Below are 15,929 nucleotides of genomic sequence, written 5' to 3' on the forward strand. Positions count from 1 at the left end.
AGCGTCATCCGCTGCCTGGGGCAGGCCGAGACGCCGCGTCGATCTTTCCCCACCCTGGAAGGATCACCGGAGAACCGCGTCGGGAGCGTCGAGGAGTGTCAGCTCCGACCTGGAGGGCAGCCCTTCCCAGTCACCGTCGACCATCACTGCCAGCGCGCCCGTCCGCGCGGCGGTGTCGAGACGTACATCCGGTGGCGAGCCTCGAAGCCATTCGCTGAGATAGCCAGCGACGAACGCGTCACCGGCACCGACCGGGTCGACCTCCTTCGCGGGGTAGGCCGGTTGACGTACGAGAGAGCCCTCTGCCAGCGCCAGCGCACCGCGCTTGCCGAGCTTGATGACGACCTCGGAGGGGCCGAGCTCACTTATCGCGCGCGGAAGGTCCTCCAAGGGGGCGGCGGTGAACAGTTCGGCCTCGTGCTGTGAGGCGAAAACGATGTCGCTCATCGTGACGAGGCTCAGAAGAGCCGTGCCCGCCGCCTCCGGTGTCCACAGTCCTGCTCGGTAGTTGACATCGAAGGAGACCGTGACGCCGTGGGAGCGGGCATGTTCCACCGCCGCCGTGACCGCGGCGGCCGGCCCAGGGCCCAGTGCGGGTGTGATGCCTGTGACGTGGAGGAGCCTGGCCGTGCTGATCGCCTCGAACGGGACATCGTCCGGGCCGAGGCGGCTGGCTGCCGAGTTCGCGCGGTAGTACAGCACGCGGGATATTTCGGATGTTCGGCGAATCTTGAGCATGAGCCCGGTTGGCGCCGTGTCGTCGCGCTCGGCGATCGCCGTGACTCCGTTGGCGGCCAGGGCGCTGAGTACGAGACTCCCGAGTTCGTCATTCCCAAGGCGACTGATCCATGTCACCACGTGTCCGAGCCGGGACAGTCCGATCGCGACGTTCGATTCGGATCCGCCGACGCTGAGCCGGAATCGCTGGGACGCATGGACGGGGCCGGCCTCGGCGGTGGTGAGACAGGCCATGCATTCGCCGATGGTGACGACGGTGCCGGGCGAGGGAGCGTTCACGTGCGGTCCCCCATGCCGGCCGCCACAGCTTCCAGGACCTGCTGTGCCCTCTGGCGCAGTGCCCTCCGGTTCCCGCCGGACAGGGCGTCGCCCAGGAGCGGCCCGCCCAGGCCGACCGCGTCGGCGCCGGCGAGGATGTACGACGCCGCGTTGTCGATCTCGATCCCGCCCGTCGGGAGCAGCGGGATCGCCGGCAGCGGCCCGCGTAGTTGCCGGACGAACTGAGGCCCGCCGACGGAGGCGGGGAAGAGCTTGACCGCGGTAGCGCCGGCTTGCCATGCGTGAACCACCTCGGTCGAGGTCCAGGCCGCGGGGAAGAGCGGGATGTCACGATCTCGGCAGGTCCGCATCACCGACGGTGAGAAGTCGGGGGCGACGATGAACGCCGCGCCGCTCTCGACGGCCTGCTCCGCCTGCGAGGGCGTCATGACCGTTCCGCACCCCAGCCGTACGTCGGCGGGCAGGAGCGTACTCCATCGCGACAGGATGGCGAGGGCGTCCGGCGTGGTCAGAGTCACCTCGATGCTCTTGACGCCGGCATCGATCAAGGTCTCGATACACGCGTCGACATAGGTGGACTGGGGGCTTCGAAGAATCGCCATCACGCCGCGCGGAACCATGTCCGCCAAACGGCTGCGCACGCGTGCGCTGTCGGGCACAACGTCTCCGTTCCTGGAAATTTCACTCAATCGGGCAAGGGCGTGAGCAGGAACCTGCTTGAGCCGAGGCGCTTCGAGATGCGATCGGCTTCGGCGGCGACCATCGGGCCGAGACGGGGAACGAGTTCGCGGGTCAGCCGGTTCTCCGGGCCTGACAGGCTGATGGCGGCGGCGGGACGACCGTCGCGGCCGAACACGACGGCCCCGACGCACCGGATGCCGGGCTCGTTCTCCACCTCGTCGACGGAGTATCCCCGCTCGCGCGTCCGTGCCAGATCGCGCCGCAGTTCTTCACCGTCGACGATCGTCGTCGGCGTCCGGGACGGGAGTCCCCTGGCGATGACCTCGTCGACGACGGCGGGCAGGTAGGCCAGGAGTGCCTTGCCCGCGCCCGTGCAATACAGCGGCATCCGCACGCCGACACGGGAGTGCATCCGCAGCGCCGCGGGGCTCTCGACCTTGTCGATGTAGGTCATCTCGGTGCCCGAGTGGAGAACCAGATGTGCGGTCTCGCCCGTGCTCGCCACGAGGGATTCGAGGTGCTCGCGGGCCACGGAGCGCAGGTCGAGGCGGTCCAGGTAGATCCCGCCAAGGTAGGCCGTATGCTGCCCCAACCGATAGCCGTACGGTGATTGCTCGACGAGGCCGGCGTCGATCAGGGGTGCCAGGAGCCGGTGAACCGTGCTTTTGGACATGCTCAGTCGTTTCGAGAGTTCCGGGAGCGCGCAGTCCTGTCCGCCGTCGGACTGCCAGGCCGCGATCTCGTTCAGCACGTGGATCGCCCGTCGCAACGAAGACGAGTTGTTGCGCGTCGGTTGCTGATCTTTCGGGCTCGCCTCTGCCATCACGCCCCACATCGTGTTCGGCCCTGGACATCCGGTCTCTGTGGCCTCGACCTTGGCGGCAATCATGTCAACGCCGTTCGCATATTGCAAGATAGTGTTTTGCATTGCAGAACAGAGCTGGTAGCCCGGCATGTCCGGCCAGGCCGGACTACCCGCTCGGGTAGGCGATCGCGTGACCGCCGCCGAGGTCGAGCCGGGGCAGCGTCACTCCGCGCGCGCCGCGTGCCGGGCCGCGCCCAGTGGTGCGGCCCGGCCAGTGGTGCGGCCCGGCCAGTGGCGCCTACATCGCCGCGCACACCGGCGTGTCCGAAGCGCGATGTCTCCCGCGCATCCCGCGCCGGGACGGCGTTCGACCCGCTGTCATCCCCGGCCGAGGAGTGCCTCGACATCGGTGTAGCGGGCGAGTGCGTCCGGGTCGAGATCAATGCCGAGCCCGGGGGTGTCGGGAATGGCCAGCATGCCGTCCGCGTCCAGGGTCCAGGGGCGGGTGGGGAACTCGTCGACGTACGGCGAGCCGCTGATGTACTCCACCAGGTCGGTGTCCGGCAGTGCGGAGGCCAGTTGCAGATCGGCGGCCAGGCCGATGGCGGTGTTCCAGCCGTGTGGGATGAGCCGGATGCCGTGGTCGGCGGCGGCCCATCCGATGCGTCGCTGCTCGCTCAGGCCACCGACCTTGGTGACGTCCGGTTGGACGATGTCGAACGCCCCGGCGGCCAGCCACGGGAAGAACGCCTGGCGGCGGGTGAACACCTCGCCGCCCGAGATCGCCACATGGGACTTCCGGCGCAGGGCGACGTAGTCGTCGAGCGCGTCGGGCGGGAGCGGCTCCTCGAACCAGGCCACGCCGTACGCGTCGAGCATGCGGGCGGTGCGCAGTGCCCACTTGTAGCCGTTGGACCAGGCGCTGTCACTGGCGCCGGCGTCGACCATGAGCATCGCGTCCCGGCCGACGGCTTCGCGTGCGGCGGCCACGATCTTCTCGTCGAGTGCGTCGCCGACCCGGCCGAACGGCCCCCAGCCGATCTTGAACGCCTGCCACCCCTGGGCGGCCAGGCGGCCGAGCCGCTCGGCCAGCCGTGCGGGCTCCTCCATCAGCAGGGAGGCGTACGGCCGGACCCGGTCGCGGTATCGGCCGCCGAGGAGGCGGCCCACCGGCTGGCCGGTCGCCTTGCCGAGCAGGTCCCACAGCGCCTGGTCGATGCCGGAGATCGCGTGGGTGATCGAGCCGCCGCGGCCCATCCAGAACGTGGTGCGGTGCAGCCGCTCGGCGACCCGTTCCGGCTCAAGCGCGCTCTCGCCGATCAGGGTCGGGCGGAGTATCTCGAGTGCCCCGTTCACCAGGGCCTCGCTGGTGAACACACTGCCGATGCCGACCATCCCGGCGTCGGTGTGCACGGCGACCAGCGTGTGCACGTTGTCGTCCGGGCTCAGCTCGTCCTGCCAGCCGCCCGCCGGGGTGGCTCCGCGCAGCCCGGCCGCCCGCACATCGCGAATCCTCATCGTCCGCCTTTCAGATGTCGTCCTGCCCTGGTCCCCAGGTGCTTGCCGTTCTCGACCACCAGCGCGCCGTTGACCAGGACGTACGGCACGCAGTCCGGATACCGGTCCGGTGTCCGGAAGGTGTCCAGCCGGGCCAGCCGCGCCGGGTCGAACACGGCGAGGTCGGCCCAGGCGCCCTCGGCGATCCGGCCCCGCCCGGCCAGCCCGAAATGGTCGGCGACCATGGCGGTCATCTTGTGGATCGCCGTGGCCAGGCCGAGGGTCCGCCGCCGTAGTACGTGGTGGGCCAGGTAGTGCAGGTGGCCGGAGAAGAACAGCGGGTGCCGGGTGCGTACCGCGAGCGGCCCGTCGAGCCGGCTGGAGAACCCGTCGACACCCAGGCAGAACAGCGGGTGCCCGACCGCCCGGGCGACGTGCTCCTCGGTGAACAGCCGCCCGATGAACTGCACGGCGGACATGTCGGGACCGGCCGCCCGCAGGATGTCGAAGAAGCAGTCCCATTCGTCCCCGCCGAGCTCACGGGCGATCTCGGGGAAGGTCCTGCCTTCCAACTCCGGCGTCGCCGGGCTGGTGGCCAGGGTGACCCGGTCCCATTCGCCGCGGTGAACGAACCGCCAGTATCGGTCGCAGTCGCCGCGCAGCCGCTCCCGCACCTCCCGGTCGCCGAGCATGCGTGTCGCCTCCTCGGCGCCGCAGGCCAGCAGCCAGTCCGGGAGCAGGCCTACAGCCAGGCCGATCCCGTCGGGGTACGGCGTCATGTCGGCGAGCACGTCGAGCCCGCGGTCGCGTTCGGCGGCCAGCCGTTCGACCGCCCGCTCCCAGGCGCCGGGGTCCGCCCCGGTGTTGTGCCGTACGTTCAGATGGGACAGCTGCGCCCGCAGGCCGTCATCGACCCGGGCCACCTGGAAGAACTCGTCCACCGCGGCGGCCAGGCCGGCGTCCCTGTTGCGGATGTGGCTGGCGTACATGCCGCCGCGGCGGGCGACGACTCGGGCCAGATCGAGGAGCTCGCCGGTGGTCGCGTCCCTGCCCGAGCCGTACTCCAGCCCGCTCGTCATGCCGAGTGCGCCCGCGTCCATGGCCTCCTCGAGGTGCCTGATGGCGTCCCCGGTGTTCCTGAGCGCGGTGTGCCCGACGAACCACGCGAGGTTCTGCGCGGTTCCCCCGCCCTGTCCCCGGTCGTGCACGCGCTCCAGCAGTTCACCGAAGGTGCGCCAGTCGGCCTCGCCCTCGTAGCCGTACGCGCGCAGGGCGGCCGTCGCCTCCCCGGCGCCGGTGTCGGTCAGCGGGGCATAGGTGATCCCGCAGTTGCCGACCACCTCGGTGGTCACGCCCTGCCTGATCGTGCTCTGCGCGTCGCGGTTGCCCAGGATGGACCAGTCGGTATGGCTGTGCGGGTCGATCAGGCCCGGAGTGACCAGCATGCCGGTCGCGTCGATGGTGGTGGCCGCGCCGTCGAGGCCGGGCCGTACGGACACGATCGTGTCCCCGCGCAGGCCCACGTCGGCGAGGTACGGCTCGGCGCCACTGCCGTCCACCACCGTGCCGTGCTTGATTATCAGGTCGAACATGATCGATCAGTCCAGTTCCTCTCGGTGCCGGTCGCGGACGGTCGCCAGCAGGACGAGCGAGACGACCGCGCCGACGGTCAGGTAGTACGCGGGCGCGACATGGCTTCCGGTCCGGGTGGCCAGGAATGTGTTGACGAACGGCGCGGTGCCGCCGAACAGCGCGACCGCGACGTTGTACGAGCTGGAGAACGCCGAACTGCGCACCCGGGTGGGGAACATCTCCACGAACAGCGCCGCCATCGGGCCGCACAGGGCCGCGAAGGTGATGACGAACAGGAGTTGCCCGGTCAGTGCCCCGGCCATGGTGCCACCGGTGGCGAGGAGGAACATCGGGTAGGTGCCGACGGTGAAGACCGCGGTGGCCCCGATCATCAGCGGCCGGCGTCCGACCCGATCAGACAGCCACCCGGCCAGCACGATCAGCGGCACCTCGACGGCGAGTGCGATCACATTGGTCGTCAGCGCCTCGGCCAGCGGCAGCTCGGTCACCCCGGCGAGGAAGGCGGGCCAACTCGTGGCCGTGTAGCCGTACAGGGTGATGCCGAAGACGATGCCGAACAGCAGCAGCCAGTTCTTGCGGGTGGGGTCGCGTCGGACCTCGCCTTCCGCCTGGACACGTTCTTCCGTCCGGACGCGCAGGTAGGCGGGAGACTCGTCGAGCTTGAGCCGTACGAACAGGCCGATGGCCGCGACCAGCCCGCCGACCAGGAACGGCACCCGCCACGCCCACTCCTGATCCACCCGGACCAGGAGCGTCGCCACGCCCGTGCCGCTGAGGAAGCCGACCACGGTGGAGGCCTGGACGACACCGCCGAAGAAACCACGCCGGCCGGTTCCCGCGTACTCGATGAGGTAGGTCGCTCCGCCGGTCCACTCGGCGCCGACCGCGAGCCCCTGAATCATCCGCAGGGCCACGAGCAGCACGGGGGCGAGCAGGCCGACGGACGCGTAGGTGGGCAGGAGCCCGATCAGCAGGCTGGACCCGCCGACCACGACCATCGTGATCGCGAGCATGTTCCTGCGGCCGGCCCGGTCGCCGAACCGGCCGAGCACGATCGAGCCGATCGGGCGGCAGACGAAGCCGACCGCGTACGACGCCAGGGCGATCAGCAGTGAGGTGGTCGGATCGTCCGCCGGGAAGAACAGCTTTCCGATCACCGTGGCCAGTGCGCCATAGATGGCGAAGTCGTACCACTCCAGGACGGTGCCCAGGACCGTGGCGGCGACGACTCTGGGCGGCGCGGTAACCGCCGACGTACGTGACATAAAGCTGACCTCCGTTTGGCTGTGATGCGGCACCCTAGTGAGACGGATGGCAGATGGTCAACCATTTGCCATGGACTAGGATCCTGGCCATGACTAGGTCAGGCTCGATATCAGAACCCCTGAGCGCGATCCCCGAGTCTCGCCGCGACTGGCTGCTGCGATGGCTACGGCAGGCGATCTCGTCCGGGGAGCTCAAGGCCGGGGACCGCCTGGTGGAGCGGGACATCTCTGCGCGGTCGGGGGTGAGCCGCGGCCCGGTGCGCGAGGCCATCATGATCCTCGAACAGGAGGGCCTGGTCATCTCCCATCCCTACCGCGGCGCCCAGGTGGCTCCGATCTCCCAGGACGAGATACGGGAGATCCTCGTCCCGATCCGGCTCGTCATCGAGCGAATCGCGTTCAGGCGCGCGGCGGAGAACGCCACCTCCGAGTTGGTCGACCGGCTCACCGCCCTGGTCGACGACATGGAGAGGACCACCTCCCCGGACCGGCTGGCCGATCTCGATCTCGCCTTCCACGAAGCGGTCATCGCGGCCGCCAGCGAACCGCAGACGCTGGCCATCTGGCGGACCATCCAGCCGCGGGTCCGTGCCTACTTCGTCCGGGACGCACCGGCGCACACCGACCCCGCCGAAATCCCACGCCAGCACCGGGCGCTGCTGGAGGCCATCCGCGCAGGCGACCCGGAAGCCACCGAGCGAGCGATCGCCGAACACGTGGAGACCTACCTCGGCGAGTAGTGGGGTGTCCACGAACCTCGGCCGGGTCGGTCACCGCGCCGGAAGGGACCTCCGGTCCTCGCGAAGCCCGCTCCGCTCCACCCGCGGAAATTCCTTCGCGAGCTCGGAATTTCCGCGCCGGGCTGCCCGCATGGCTGCCCGGCGGATTCAAGCTTGCTCACTCCCGCGGACCGGCGCGGCCTGACTCGCTGTTCTCGCCTCCCGGCCGGCCATCGGCGACCACAGTGGCGACCACAGCGGGTCAGCGCCTGCCGACGGGGTATCGGACGGCGGACGGGTCTGAAGCCCTTCCGCGGATGATCCGCGATTGTCCGCGGCGTCCCTGATCGCAGCGGGCAGGGATGTCCGCCGGACGGTCAGTGGCGCTGCCCTGTCATCTGTGGCGGAGGTGGTCCTTGTCGTCAGAGCTGGGGCCGTAGGAAGCATGCCCTCGCGGCAGAGACGGGTCAAAGGCCGGGCTGTATCCCTCTGTGGAGCGCCCACCCTTGCGCTTCTTCAACCCGGCGAGATCACGACGTAGCCCCGCGAGAACCGACCGCAGGCGTCCTTTCACTGCACTGTCCTCCTTCACCGCACTGTCCTCCTTCGCAAGCGCCCCGCCTGGAACCTCACAGGGCTTCCGTCCTGCCCCTGTCCGGAGCCGATCTGGAGTGGTTCGTCGAACACGCCCGGCGCCCGCCGGCAGCTCAGGTGATCAGTGGAATGAAGATGGTGTCGACGATCTCTTGGATGGCTGACGAGGACATCGGTCTCAGGTTCATGAGTACTTCGTGTCTGAGCAGGTCGTAGGGCAACCGCGCGATTCGCGGGGTCAGTTTCGAACTATCGATCTCTCCTCGTTCGGCGGCACGTTGCGTCACGGACTCGATCAGCGACCACCTTTGATCGATCAGGGAGGTACGCAGCCCGGCGGGCGTTGTTCCAGTCTCTTCGAAGTAGGCGGCCAACTGTGCGGTCATGGTCGCGGCGAACATTGTGAACGCTCCGTTGAGCTGTTCGAGTAGCGCAATGGTGTCATCACGCAGGGATCCAGTGTCAGGATCGACGAGCGAGAACTGATCGCTGGCGCGGGTGATGGCGTCACGAACGAGTGTCTCCTTGGTCGCCCAGTGGCGGTTGACGACCGGCCGGCTGGTGCCGGCACGTTGCGCGACCCCAGCGAAGGTGAGCGCGGCATACCCGCGCTCCATCAGTTCGTCCCACGCGGCGTCGAGCAGTGCGGCCTCCAGCTCCGCGCCATGTCGGCGACGGGTGCGGGCAGGCTCTCCCCTTGTAAGATGCACGAATGCATCTTACACTCCTGGCCAAGCCCGCGACATGGGCAAACACGCCTCCTGCGCCAGTCATCCCGACAGTACTGGTGCAGCTACTCGCATCATGAGAGGGGATGCAATGGGCACCACTGCCGATGTGCAGCCGTCTACCTCGGTGACGGTCGACGTACACACAATGGGCCGCACGTTCGATGAGTCGACGGTGGATCAGTGGGAGTTGAAGGCCGCACGGCGAGCCCTGAGGAACCTGAAGACGGTGGCCGGTGGGCAGGTGATGATGGACCTCCTTGCCGAGCAGATCGACGCCGGCGATCGCTTCCACAAGGAGATCATCGAGGCTTCGGACGGCACCTACCGTGAGTCGCGCACCGAATTCACCGTACGCGGACTCAGCGGCACAGACCTGGCCAACTGGTTCCAGTCGCAGACCGCCACCGGCCGCTTCCAGGACAAGGCGTTGCTCCTCAACGCTCACCCCGAGCACTACGTCGAGCCGCCGAACTACACGGGTGGGATGGTGGAGACGATCGGGGGTCACCTCACTCGGTTCAAGGTGGCGGTGGCCCGCGAACTGCCCCCGCTGGTCGCTGAATACCTCGACCCGTCCTATCCGGCGACGCTGATGAATGCCCTGCTGAGCCTCGATGACGGCACGCCTTTCGCGTACGCCCTGCACCAGGCACGGGACACCGATACCGGCGCGGACGTCGTGGTGCGCATCATCTACCCGTCCGCCGCGCCGGACTCGATGATCGAGGGGCACTGCGAACACCTGGCGGTCGAGTTCCGCAGCTGGATCCGAAACGCAGCGACCGCGACCCGGTAACCGGCAAGCGATATCCATCGGCCCCCAGACCGGCGAGGGCTGAGAGCCACACGGCGAACGCCGCCTCGCGGCCCGCGCCCGCTCGGCGGCTCCGTTGGGACGTGGTGGGTCGAGTACCAGGCCACGATGCCGCCCAGGTCGCCATCCTGGAGATCCAGTGCGGTCATCGAACCCACCTCGAACCGCCGCTCAACCGCCGACATGATCATCGCGGGGGACTGGTGAACCAGGGTAGGGCCTGCGGGTTCTACGCTGGGCCGGGGGCGTCCTGGCGGCGTTCCCCCGGTGCCGCTGTGACGGCTTTCGTGCGTCCGGGCTCACGCGTGCCGTCGGCCCTGGTCGCTTGCCAGGCGCCGGCGAGACCGCGGAGTGTGGGGAGTGGGACAGTGAGAGGATTGCGAGGGTGACGGCAAGAACCAGTGACATCGAGAAGGCGGCCGCTGTGCTGCGCGCCGGAGGTCTGGTGGCCTTCCCGACCGAAACCGTCTACGGTCTGGGCGCCAACGCCGAGGATCCCGCCGCCGTCGCGCGCGTCTTCCAGGTCAAGGGGCGCCCGCCCTCCCATCCCCTGATCATCCATATCGGCGGCGCGGAGCACCTGGGCGACTGGGTCGAGGACGTGCCCGTGACCGCGCGCCTGTTGGCCGAACGCTTCTGGCCTGGGCCACTCACGCTGGTCCTGCGGCGCGGTCGCCGGGTGCCCCTCGAAGCGACCGGTGGCCTGGAGACGGTGGCCGTGCGCGTGCCCGACCACCCCGTCGCGCTCGCGCTGCTGTCGGCCTTCGGCGGAGGTGTCGCGGCCCCGTCCGCCAACCGCTTCGGCTCGGTCAGCCCCACGACGGCGAACCACGTCCGTACGGAGCTCGGTGATGCCGTCGACTTCGTGCTGGACGGCGGCCCCTGCGAGGTCGGCGTCGAGTCGACCATCGTCGACGCCACAGGCGACACCCCGAGCGTCCTTCGGCCCGGCGGGGTGACGCGGGAGGACCTCGAAGCGGTGCTGGGGGGCACGCTCGCGGTCCACTCGACGAGCCGCATTCGGGTGCCGGGCCAGCATCCGTCACACTACGCGCCGCGTGCGCGGGTCGTCCTCGTCGAGCCCGAGAAGGTCGTCGTCGAAGCGGAGCTCGCGCAGGAGCTGGGGCACCGGGTGGGTGTCTTTCTTCCCCCTTCCTATGGCGACGCTCAGGTGAAGGCGCATGCCGTGGTGGCGGTCCCCGGTTCGATGGCCGCCTACGCGCGCGGGCTGTACGGGTTCCTGCGCGAGCTCGACCAGCGGGGGTGCGACCTCATCGTCGCGTCCTTGCCGGTGGAGGAGGGGCTGGGGCTGGCGATCGCCAACCGGCTCCGCCGCGCCGCGGGGCCCCGGCCGTCCGAGTGACCGGCGCCCGCGCCGGTCGATGTTCCTGCCGACACCTGATGCGCGTCCGGCCCCGCTTGCACAAGACGGCCGAACGGAAACGCCCGGGTGAGCTCTCCACCCTGACCACCGGGTGGTGACCGAGAAGCTTCACCGCCTTCGCACGCGAGCTGAGCCGGAGCACCGGCGCCCTCGCGCCCTGTCCCGCGCCCGCTGAGGAACGGCTGTTTTCGCCGGGCACACAAAGGGCGCGTAACCCCTGTGACGCGACATGTTGGGTGTGACTTTTCCTCGCCCCCTATATATGGTGGTCGCTGCAGCTGGTTCGGCCGTCCATCCAGGACGGCCGAGGCAAGAGGGAACCCGGTGCGAGTCCGGGACTGCCCCGCAGCGGTGAGTGGGAACGACCGTTGTCACACGCACTGGATCCGGCCTACCGGCGATCTGGGAAGCGACAACCAGTAGGCAACGCGGCGACATGCCGCGCCGCCCACGAGTCCGAAGACCTGCCAGCGCGCCGCGTACTGGATGAATGGGTACGCGGCCGGTCGGAGGCCGCGCGGGACGGCTGATGGCTCTGGCGGACCGCTTTCGCGTGCTCGCCGGGATGCCTCCTGCGCGGTGCCTCGGGCCTTGGGACCGAGTTCGCGAGGAGAGGCTGTGACGGTCACAGGGGTGTCACCGGACGGGGTGTCGTCGGTGGACGCCGAGCGGCAGGTGTCCATGCCGCGACGGGTGCAGATGCACGTACGCAAGCGCAACGGGGCGAGCGAGCCGGTCGACGTCAACAAGATCGTCCGAGCGGTGGAGCGCTGGGCGGACGATCTCACCGACATCGATCCGCTCCGCGTGGCGACCAAGACGATCAGCGGCCTGTACGACGGGGCCACCACCGCCGAGCTGGATCGGCTGTCGATCCAGACCGCGGCGGAGATGATCGGCGAGGAGCCGCAGTACTCACGCCTGGCCGCCAGGCTGCTGGCCGGGTACATCGACAAGGAGGTCCGCGGCCAGGGAGTGGCCTCCTTCAGCCAGGCGATCCGGCTCGGGCACGCGCAGGGGCTGATCGGCGACGCCACGGCCGGCTTCGTCGCCGCGAACGCCCGCAAGCTCGACGACGCGATCGACCCGAGAGGCGACCTCCGGTTCGAATACTTCGGCCTGCGCACGGTGTACGACCGTTACCTGCTGCGCCACCCTTCCACCCGGCTGGTGCTGGAGACCCCGCAGTACTGGCTGCTGCGCGTGGCGTGCGGCCTGGCGACCACACCGGCCGAGGCGATCGGGTTCTACCGGCTGATGTCGTCGCTGGCCTATCTCCCCAGCTCGCCGACGCTGTTCAACTCGGGGACCCGGCACACCCAGATGTCCTCCTGCTACCTGGTCGACTCTCCCCGCGACGAACTGGGCTCGATCTACGAGCGGTACGCGCAGGTGGCGCAGCTGTCGAAGTTCGCCGGAGGGATCGGCATCTCCTGGTCGCGGGTCCGTTCGCGGGGGGCGCTCATCCGGGGCACCAACGGGCACTCCAACGGCATCGTGCCGTGGCTGCGCACCCTCGACGCGTCGGTGGCCGCCGTCAACCAGGGTGGCCGCCGCAAGGGCGCGGCCTGTGTCTATCTGGAGACCTGGCACCCCGACATCGAGGAGTTCCTCGAACTGCGCGACAACACCGGCGAGGACGCCCGCCGCACCCACAACCTCAACCTCGCCAACTGGATCCCGGACGAGTTCATGCGCCGGGTCGAGGCCGACGCGATGTGGTCGCTGTTCGACCCGAACGAGGTCCCGGAGCTGCCCGACCTGTGGGGCGAGGACTTCGACGCCGCCTACCGCGCCGCCGAGGCCGCCGGCCGGTACGTCCGGCAGGTCAAGGCCAGGGACCTGTACGCCAGGATGATGCGCACGCTGGCCCAGACCGGCAACGGCTGGATGGCCTTCAAAGACGCGTCCAACCGGCTGTGCAACCAGACCGCCGAGCCCGGCAACGTGGTGCACCTGTCCAACCTGTGCACGGAGATCATCGAGGTGTCCGGCGACACGGAGACCGCCGTGTGCAACCTCGGCTCGGTCAACCTCGCCGCGCACCTCGCCACGCACCCTGCCGGAAGCGAGATGGACTGGGAGCGGCTGCGCGCCACCGTGCGCACCGCGGTCACCTTCCTCGACCGCGTCATCGACATCAACTACTACCCGAGCCCGCAGGCCGCGGCCAGCAACCCCCGCTGGCGCCCGGTCGGCCTCGGCGTGATGGGCCTCCAGGACGTCTTCTTCGCGCTTCGGATGCCGTTCGACTCCCCCGAGGCGAAGGAACTGTCCACCCGCATCGCCGAGGAGATCTATCTGACGGCGTTGGAGACCTCGGCCGACCTGGCCGCGAAGGCGGGCCCTCATCCGGCCTTCCAGCAGACCCGGGCCGCCCGCGGGCTCCTGCAACCCGACCTGTGGAAGGTCACCGGCACCCAGGACGAGCGCTGGACGGCGCTTCGTGAGCGGATCGCCGAGCACGGGCTGCGCAACTCCCTGCTCGTCGCGATCGCGCCCACCGCGACCATCGCGTCCATCGCCGGGTGCTACGAGTGCATCGAGCCCCAGGTGTCCAACCTCTTCAAGCGCGAGACCCTCAGCGGCGAGTTCCTCCAGATCAACAGCGCGCTGGTGGCGGAGCTGAAGGCGCGCGGCCTGTGGAACGAGGAGATCAGGACCGCCATCAAGCGGGCCGAGGGCTCGGTCCAGGGAATCGAGGAACTCCCGGCGGAGCTGCGGGAACTGTTCCGCACAGCCTGGGAGCTGCCCCAACGGGCGCTGATCGACATGGCCGCCGCGCGGGCGCCGTACATCGACCAGAGCCAGTCGCTCAACCTGTTCATGAGCGCACCGACCATCGACAAGCTCTCCTCGATGTACCTCTACGCCTGGAAGAGCGGCCTGAAGACCACCTACTACCTGCGATCGCGCCCGGCTACGCGGATCCAGCAGGCGACGGTGTCCCTCGCGCCGCAGAAGGCGCAGCCGGAGCGAACGGTCTCCGAGAAGGCGGCGATGACCGCTGAGGCGCTCGCCTGCTCCCTGGAGAACCCGGAGTCGTGCGAAGCGTGCCAATGAGCACGCGGCTCCCAAACCCCCAAGCGTTACTCGAAAGGCGACAGTCATGACCACTGCCCCCGAGGCTCCGATGCTGCTCGACCCGGGAATGAGCCTCACGCTGAGGCCGATGCGCTACCCCCGCTTCTTCGACCGCTTCCGGGACGCGATCAAGAACACTTGGACGGTGGAGGAGGTGGACCTGCACTCCGACCTCAAGGACCTGGACCGGCTCTCCCCCGCCGAGCGGCACCTGGTCAGCCGCCTGGTCGCCTTCTTCGCCACCGGCGACACGATCGTGGCCAACAACCTGGTGCTCAACCTCTACCAGCACGTCAACGCACCCGAGGCCCGCCTCTACCTGTCCCGGCAGCTGTTCGAGGAGGCCGTCCACGTCCAGTTCTACCTGAACCTGCTGGACACGTACGTACCCGACGAGGACGAGCGGTTCGCGGCGTTCGCGGCGGTCGAGAACATCCCCTCCATCCGGCGCAAGGCCGACTTCTGCTTCCGCTGGATCGACTCGGTCTTCGAGCTGCGCGAGCTGCGCACCCGGGAGGACCGGCGGGCCTTCCTGCTCAACCTGATCTGCTTCGCCGCGTGCATCGAGGGCCTGTTCTTCTACGGGGCCTTCGCCTACGTGTACTTCCTGCGCTCGCGCGGCCTGCTCAACGGGCTCGCCTCGGGCACCAACTGGGTGTTCCGCGACGAGTCCATGCACATGGCCTTCGCCTTCGACGTGGTGGAGACGGTCCGCCAGGAGGAGCCGGGGCTGTTCGACGAGGAGATGGCGAACCAGGTCCGCGAGATGCTCGCCGAGGCGGTGGAGTGCGAGGTGCAGTTCGCCGAGGACCTGCTCGGCGGCGGAGTGCCCGGCATGTCGATCGCCGACATGCGAGCCTACCTGGAGCACGTCGCCGATCGCCGGCTGGCCCAGCTGGACATCCCCCCGCTGTACGGGGCGAAGAACCCGTTCGCCTTCATGGAGTTGCAGGACGTCCAGGAGCTGTCGAACTTCTTCGAGCGGCGGGTGTCGGCCTACCAGGTGGGTGTGACCGGCACGGTCAGCTTCGACGCCGACTTCTGATCGCCTCAAGGCGCGCGACGCCAAGTGGCGGGGCTCCGCTCCCTGCGCCGGCCGGGTTCACGGGGAGCGGGGCCGCCGTGGTCGCAGACGACGTCAATTCCTTCTACTTCCGCAGAGGCGTGGCCCAGTTGATTTCGTATCCAGCCTGCTGGAGTTGTATGGCTGTGCGCTCGAGATCGTCATCCCGCAGTTCCCGCCACACCTGGAGGAGGCTTTCGACAGGCGGAGGGAGAGGGACGTTCTCATAACTGGCCGGAGTGTTCCACCGGACGACGATGGCGGGTTCTTGTCCGCTGTTCACTGGCCTCAGCTGGACGTCGATCGGATGCCAATGAAGGGTATGCCCGCCGAATCGCGCGTCGAGGATGACGATGCCTGGGGCGGTGTGTTCCCCCTGGATCTCGAGAGCGGTGCGCAGGTCGAACTCTTCCCAGAGCACGAACAATCGGGTGGCTTTGATAACGGACGGGAGCACACCGAGGCCTGCCAGCGCGGAGGCGGCGTCCGCGCCTCGGTAGAAGCGACGGCACACCACATACCCGAGATAGGCGGCTTCCAGATCCTCTGCCAGAATGTGCACCTGCGGACGAGGGCAGGTGCCATCCGCTCGAATATGAGCGTCCGCCGCCTGGAGAAGGGCGGCGGGTAACTGTTCCGCAATGTCGGGCATTTCCTGAGTATTCCACACTTGCCGGTGGGA

13 protein-coding genes and 1 riboswitch are annotated in these 15,929 nt (G+C 68.9%); of the genes, 5 read left to right on the top strand and 8 right to left on the bottom strand.

Annotated features, from left to right (window positions below; translation table 11 throughout):
- Nucleotides 1-63 precede the first annotated feature (63 nt).
- The 6 genes from ABZ857_RS13490 to ABZ857_RS13515 form a co-directional block, all read right to left on the bottom strand.
- Nucleotides 64-1,017 (bottom strand): sugar kinase, encoded by a 954-nt coding sequence (locus ABZ857_RS13490; RefSeq protein WP_357042324.1) that lies wholly within the window; start codon nt 1,015-1,017, stop codon nt 64-66.
- Entirely contained in the window at nt 1,014-1,619 is a 606-nt protein-coding gene (locus tag ABZ857_RS13495; protein WP_357042327.1) for a bifunctional 4-hydroxy-2-oxoglutarate aldolase/2-dehydro-3-deoxy-phosphogluconate aldolase, read from the bottom strand. The genes ABZ857_RS13490 and ABZ857_RS13495 overlap by 4 nt, the downstream gene beginning before the upstream one ends.
- 83 nt (nt 1,620-1,702) lie before the next feature.
- Nucleotides 1,703-2,653, bottom strand: a complete 951-nt coding sequence (locus ABZ857_RS13500; protein ID WP_357042330.1) for an IclR family transcriptional regulator — start codon at nt 2,651-2,653, stop codon at nt 1,703-1,705.
- A gap of 228 nt (nt 2,654-2,881) precedes the next feature.
- Nucleotides 2,882-4,021 carry a mandelate racemase/muconate lactonizing enzyme family protein gene (locus ABZ857_RS13505; protein ID WP_357042333.1) on the bottom strand — a complete coding sequence of 380 codons (1,140 nt, stop codon included), beginning with the start codon at nt 4,019-4,021 and terminating at the stop codon, nt 2,882-2,884.
- On the bottom strand, nt 4,018-5,592 hold the full coding sequence (locus tag ABZ857_RS13510) for an amidohydrolase family protein (protein ID WP_357042336.1): 1,575 nt from the start codon (nt 5,590-5,592) through the stop codon (nt 4,018-4,020). The genes ABZ857_RS13505 and ABZ857_RS13510 overlap by 4 nt, the downstream gene beginning before the upstream one ends.
- Before the next feature lie 6 nt (nt 5,593-5,598).
- On the bottom strand, nt 5,599-6,858 hold the full coding sequence (locus tag ABZ857_RS13515; protein WP_357042339.1) for an MFS transporter: 1,260 nt from the start codon (nt 6,856-6,858) through the stop codon (nt 5,599-5,601).
- An 89-nt stretch (nt 6,859-6,947) separates the two neighbouring features.
- Between ABZ857_RS13515 and ABZ857_RS13520 the strand changes: the two genes are divergently transcribed.
- Entirely contained in the window at nt 6,948-7,598 is a 651-nt protein-coding gene (locus tag ABZ857_RS13520; RefSeq protein WP_357042342.1) for a GntR family transcriptional regulator, read from the top strand.
- A 686-nt stretch (nt 7,599-8,284) separates the two neighbouring features.
- On the opposite strand, the gene ABZ857_RS13525 is transcribed toward ABZ857_RS13520, so the two are convergent.
- Entirely contained in the window at nt 8,285-8,881 is a 597-nt protein-coding gene (locus ABZ857_RS13525; RefSeq protein WP_357042345.1) for a TetR/AcrR family transcriptional regulator, read from the bottom strand.
- A gap of 109 nt (nt 8,882-8,990) precedes the next feature.
- Between ABZ857_RS13525 and ABZ857_RS13530 the strand changes: the two genes are divergently transcribed.
- From ABZ857_RS13530 to ABZ857_RS13545, 4 genes are all read left to right on the top strand, one after another.
- Nucleotides 8,991-9,698, top strand: a complete 708-nt coding sequence (locus ABZ857_RS13530; RefSeq protein WP_357042348.1) for a hypothetical protein — start codon at nt 8,991-8,993, stop codon at nt 9,696-9,698.
- Between the two features lie 403 nt (nt 9,699-10,101).
- A complete protein-coding gene (locus ABZ857_RS13535; protein WP_357042349.1) occupies nt 10,102-11,079 on the top strand; it encodes an L-threonylcarbamoyladenylate synthase in 978 nt (325 codons plus the stop codon).
- 283 nt (nt 11,080-11,362) lie between these two features.
- Nucleotides 11,363-11,587, top strand: a riboswitch (cobalamin riboswitch).
- Nucleotides 11,588-11,718: 131 nt separating this feature from the next.
- The gene (locus ABZ857_RS13540; RefSeq protein ID WP_357042352.1) at nt 11,719-14,163 is read left to right on the top strand and encodes a ribonucleoside-diphosphate reductase subunit alpha; all 2,445 of its coding nucleotides are present in this window, start codon (nt 11,719-11,721) and stop codon (nt 14,161-14,163) included.
- A gap of 46 nt (nt 14,164-14,209) precedes the next feature.
- Nucleotides 14,210-15,229: a ribonucleotide-diphosphate reductase subunit beta gene (locus tag ABZ857_RS13545; RefSeq protein WP_357042355.1), complete on the top strand. Its 1,020-nt coding sequence runs from the start codon at nt 14,210-14,212 to the stop codon at nt 15,227-15,229.
- 103 nt (nt 15,230-15,332) lie between these two features.
- On the opposite strand, the gene ABZ857_RS13550 is transcribed toward ABZ857_RS13545, so the two are convergent.
- The gene (locus tag ABZ857_RS13550) at nt 15,333-15,899 is read right to left on the bottom strand and encodes a hypothetical protein (RefSeq protein ID WP_357042358.1); all 567 of its coding nucleotides are present in this window, start codon (nt 15,897-15,899) and stop codon (nt 15,333-15,335) included.
- Nucleotides 15,900-15,929 lie beyond the last annotated feature (30 nt).

This window comes from Microbispora sp. NPDC046933 (assembly GCF_040644635.1).
GTDB lineage: Bacteria > Actinomycetota > Actinomycetes > Streptosporangiales > Streptosporangiaceae > Microbispora.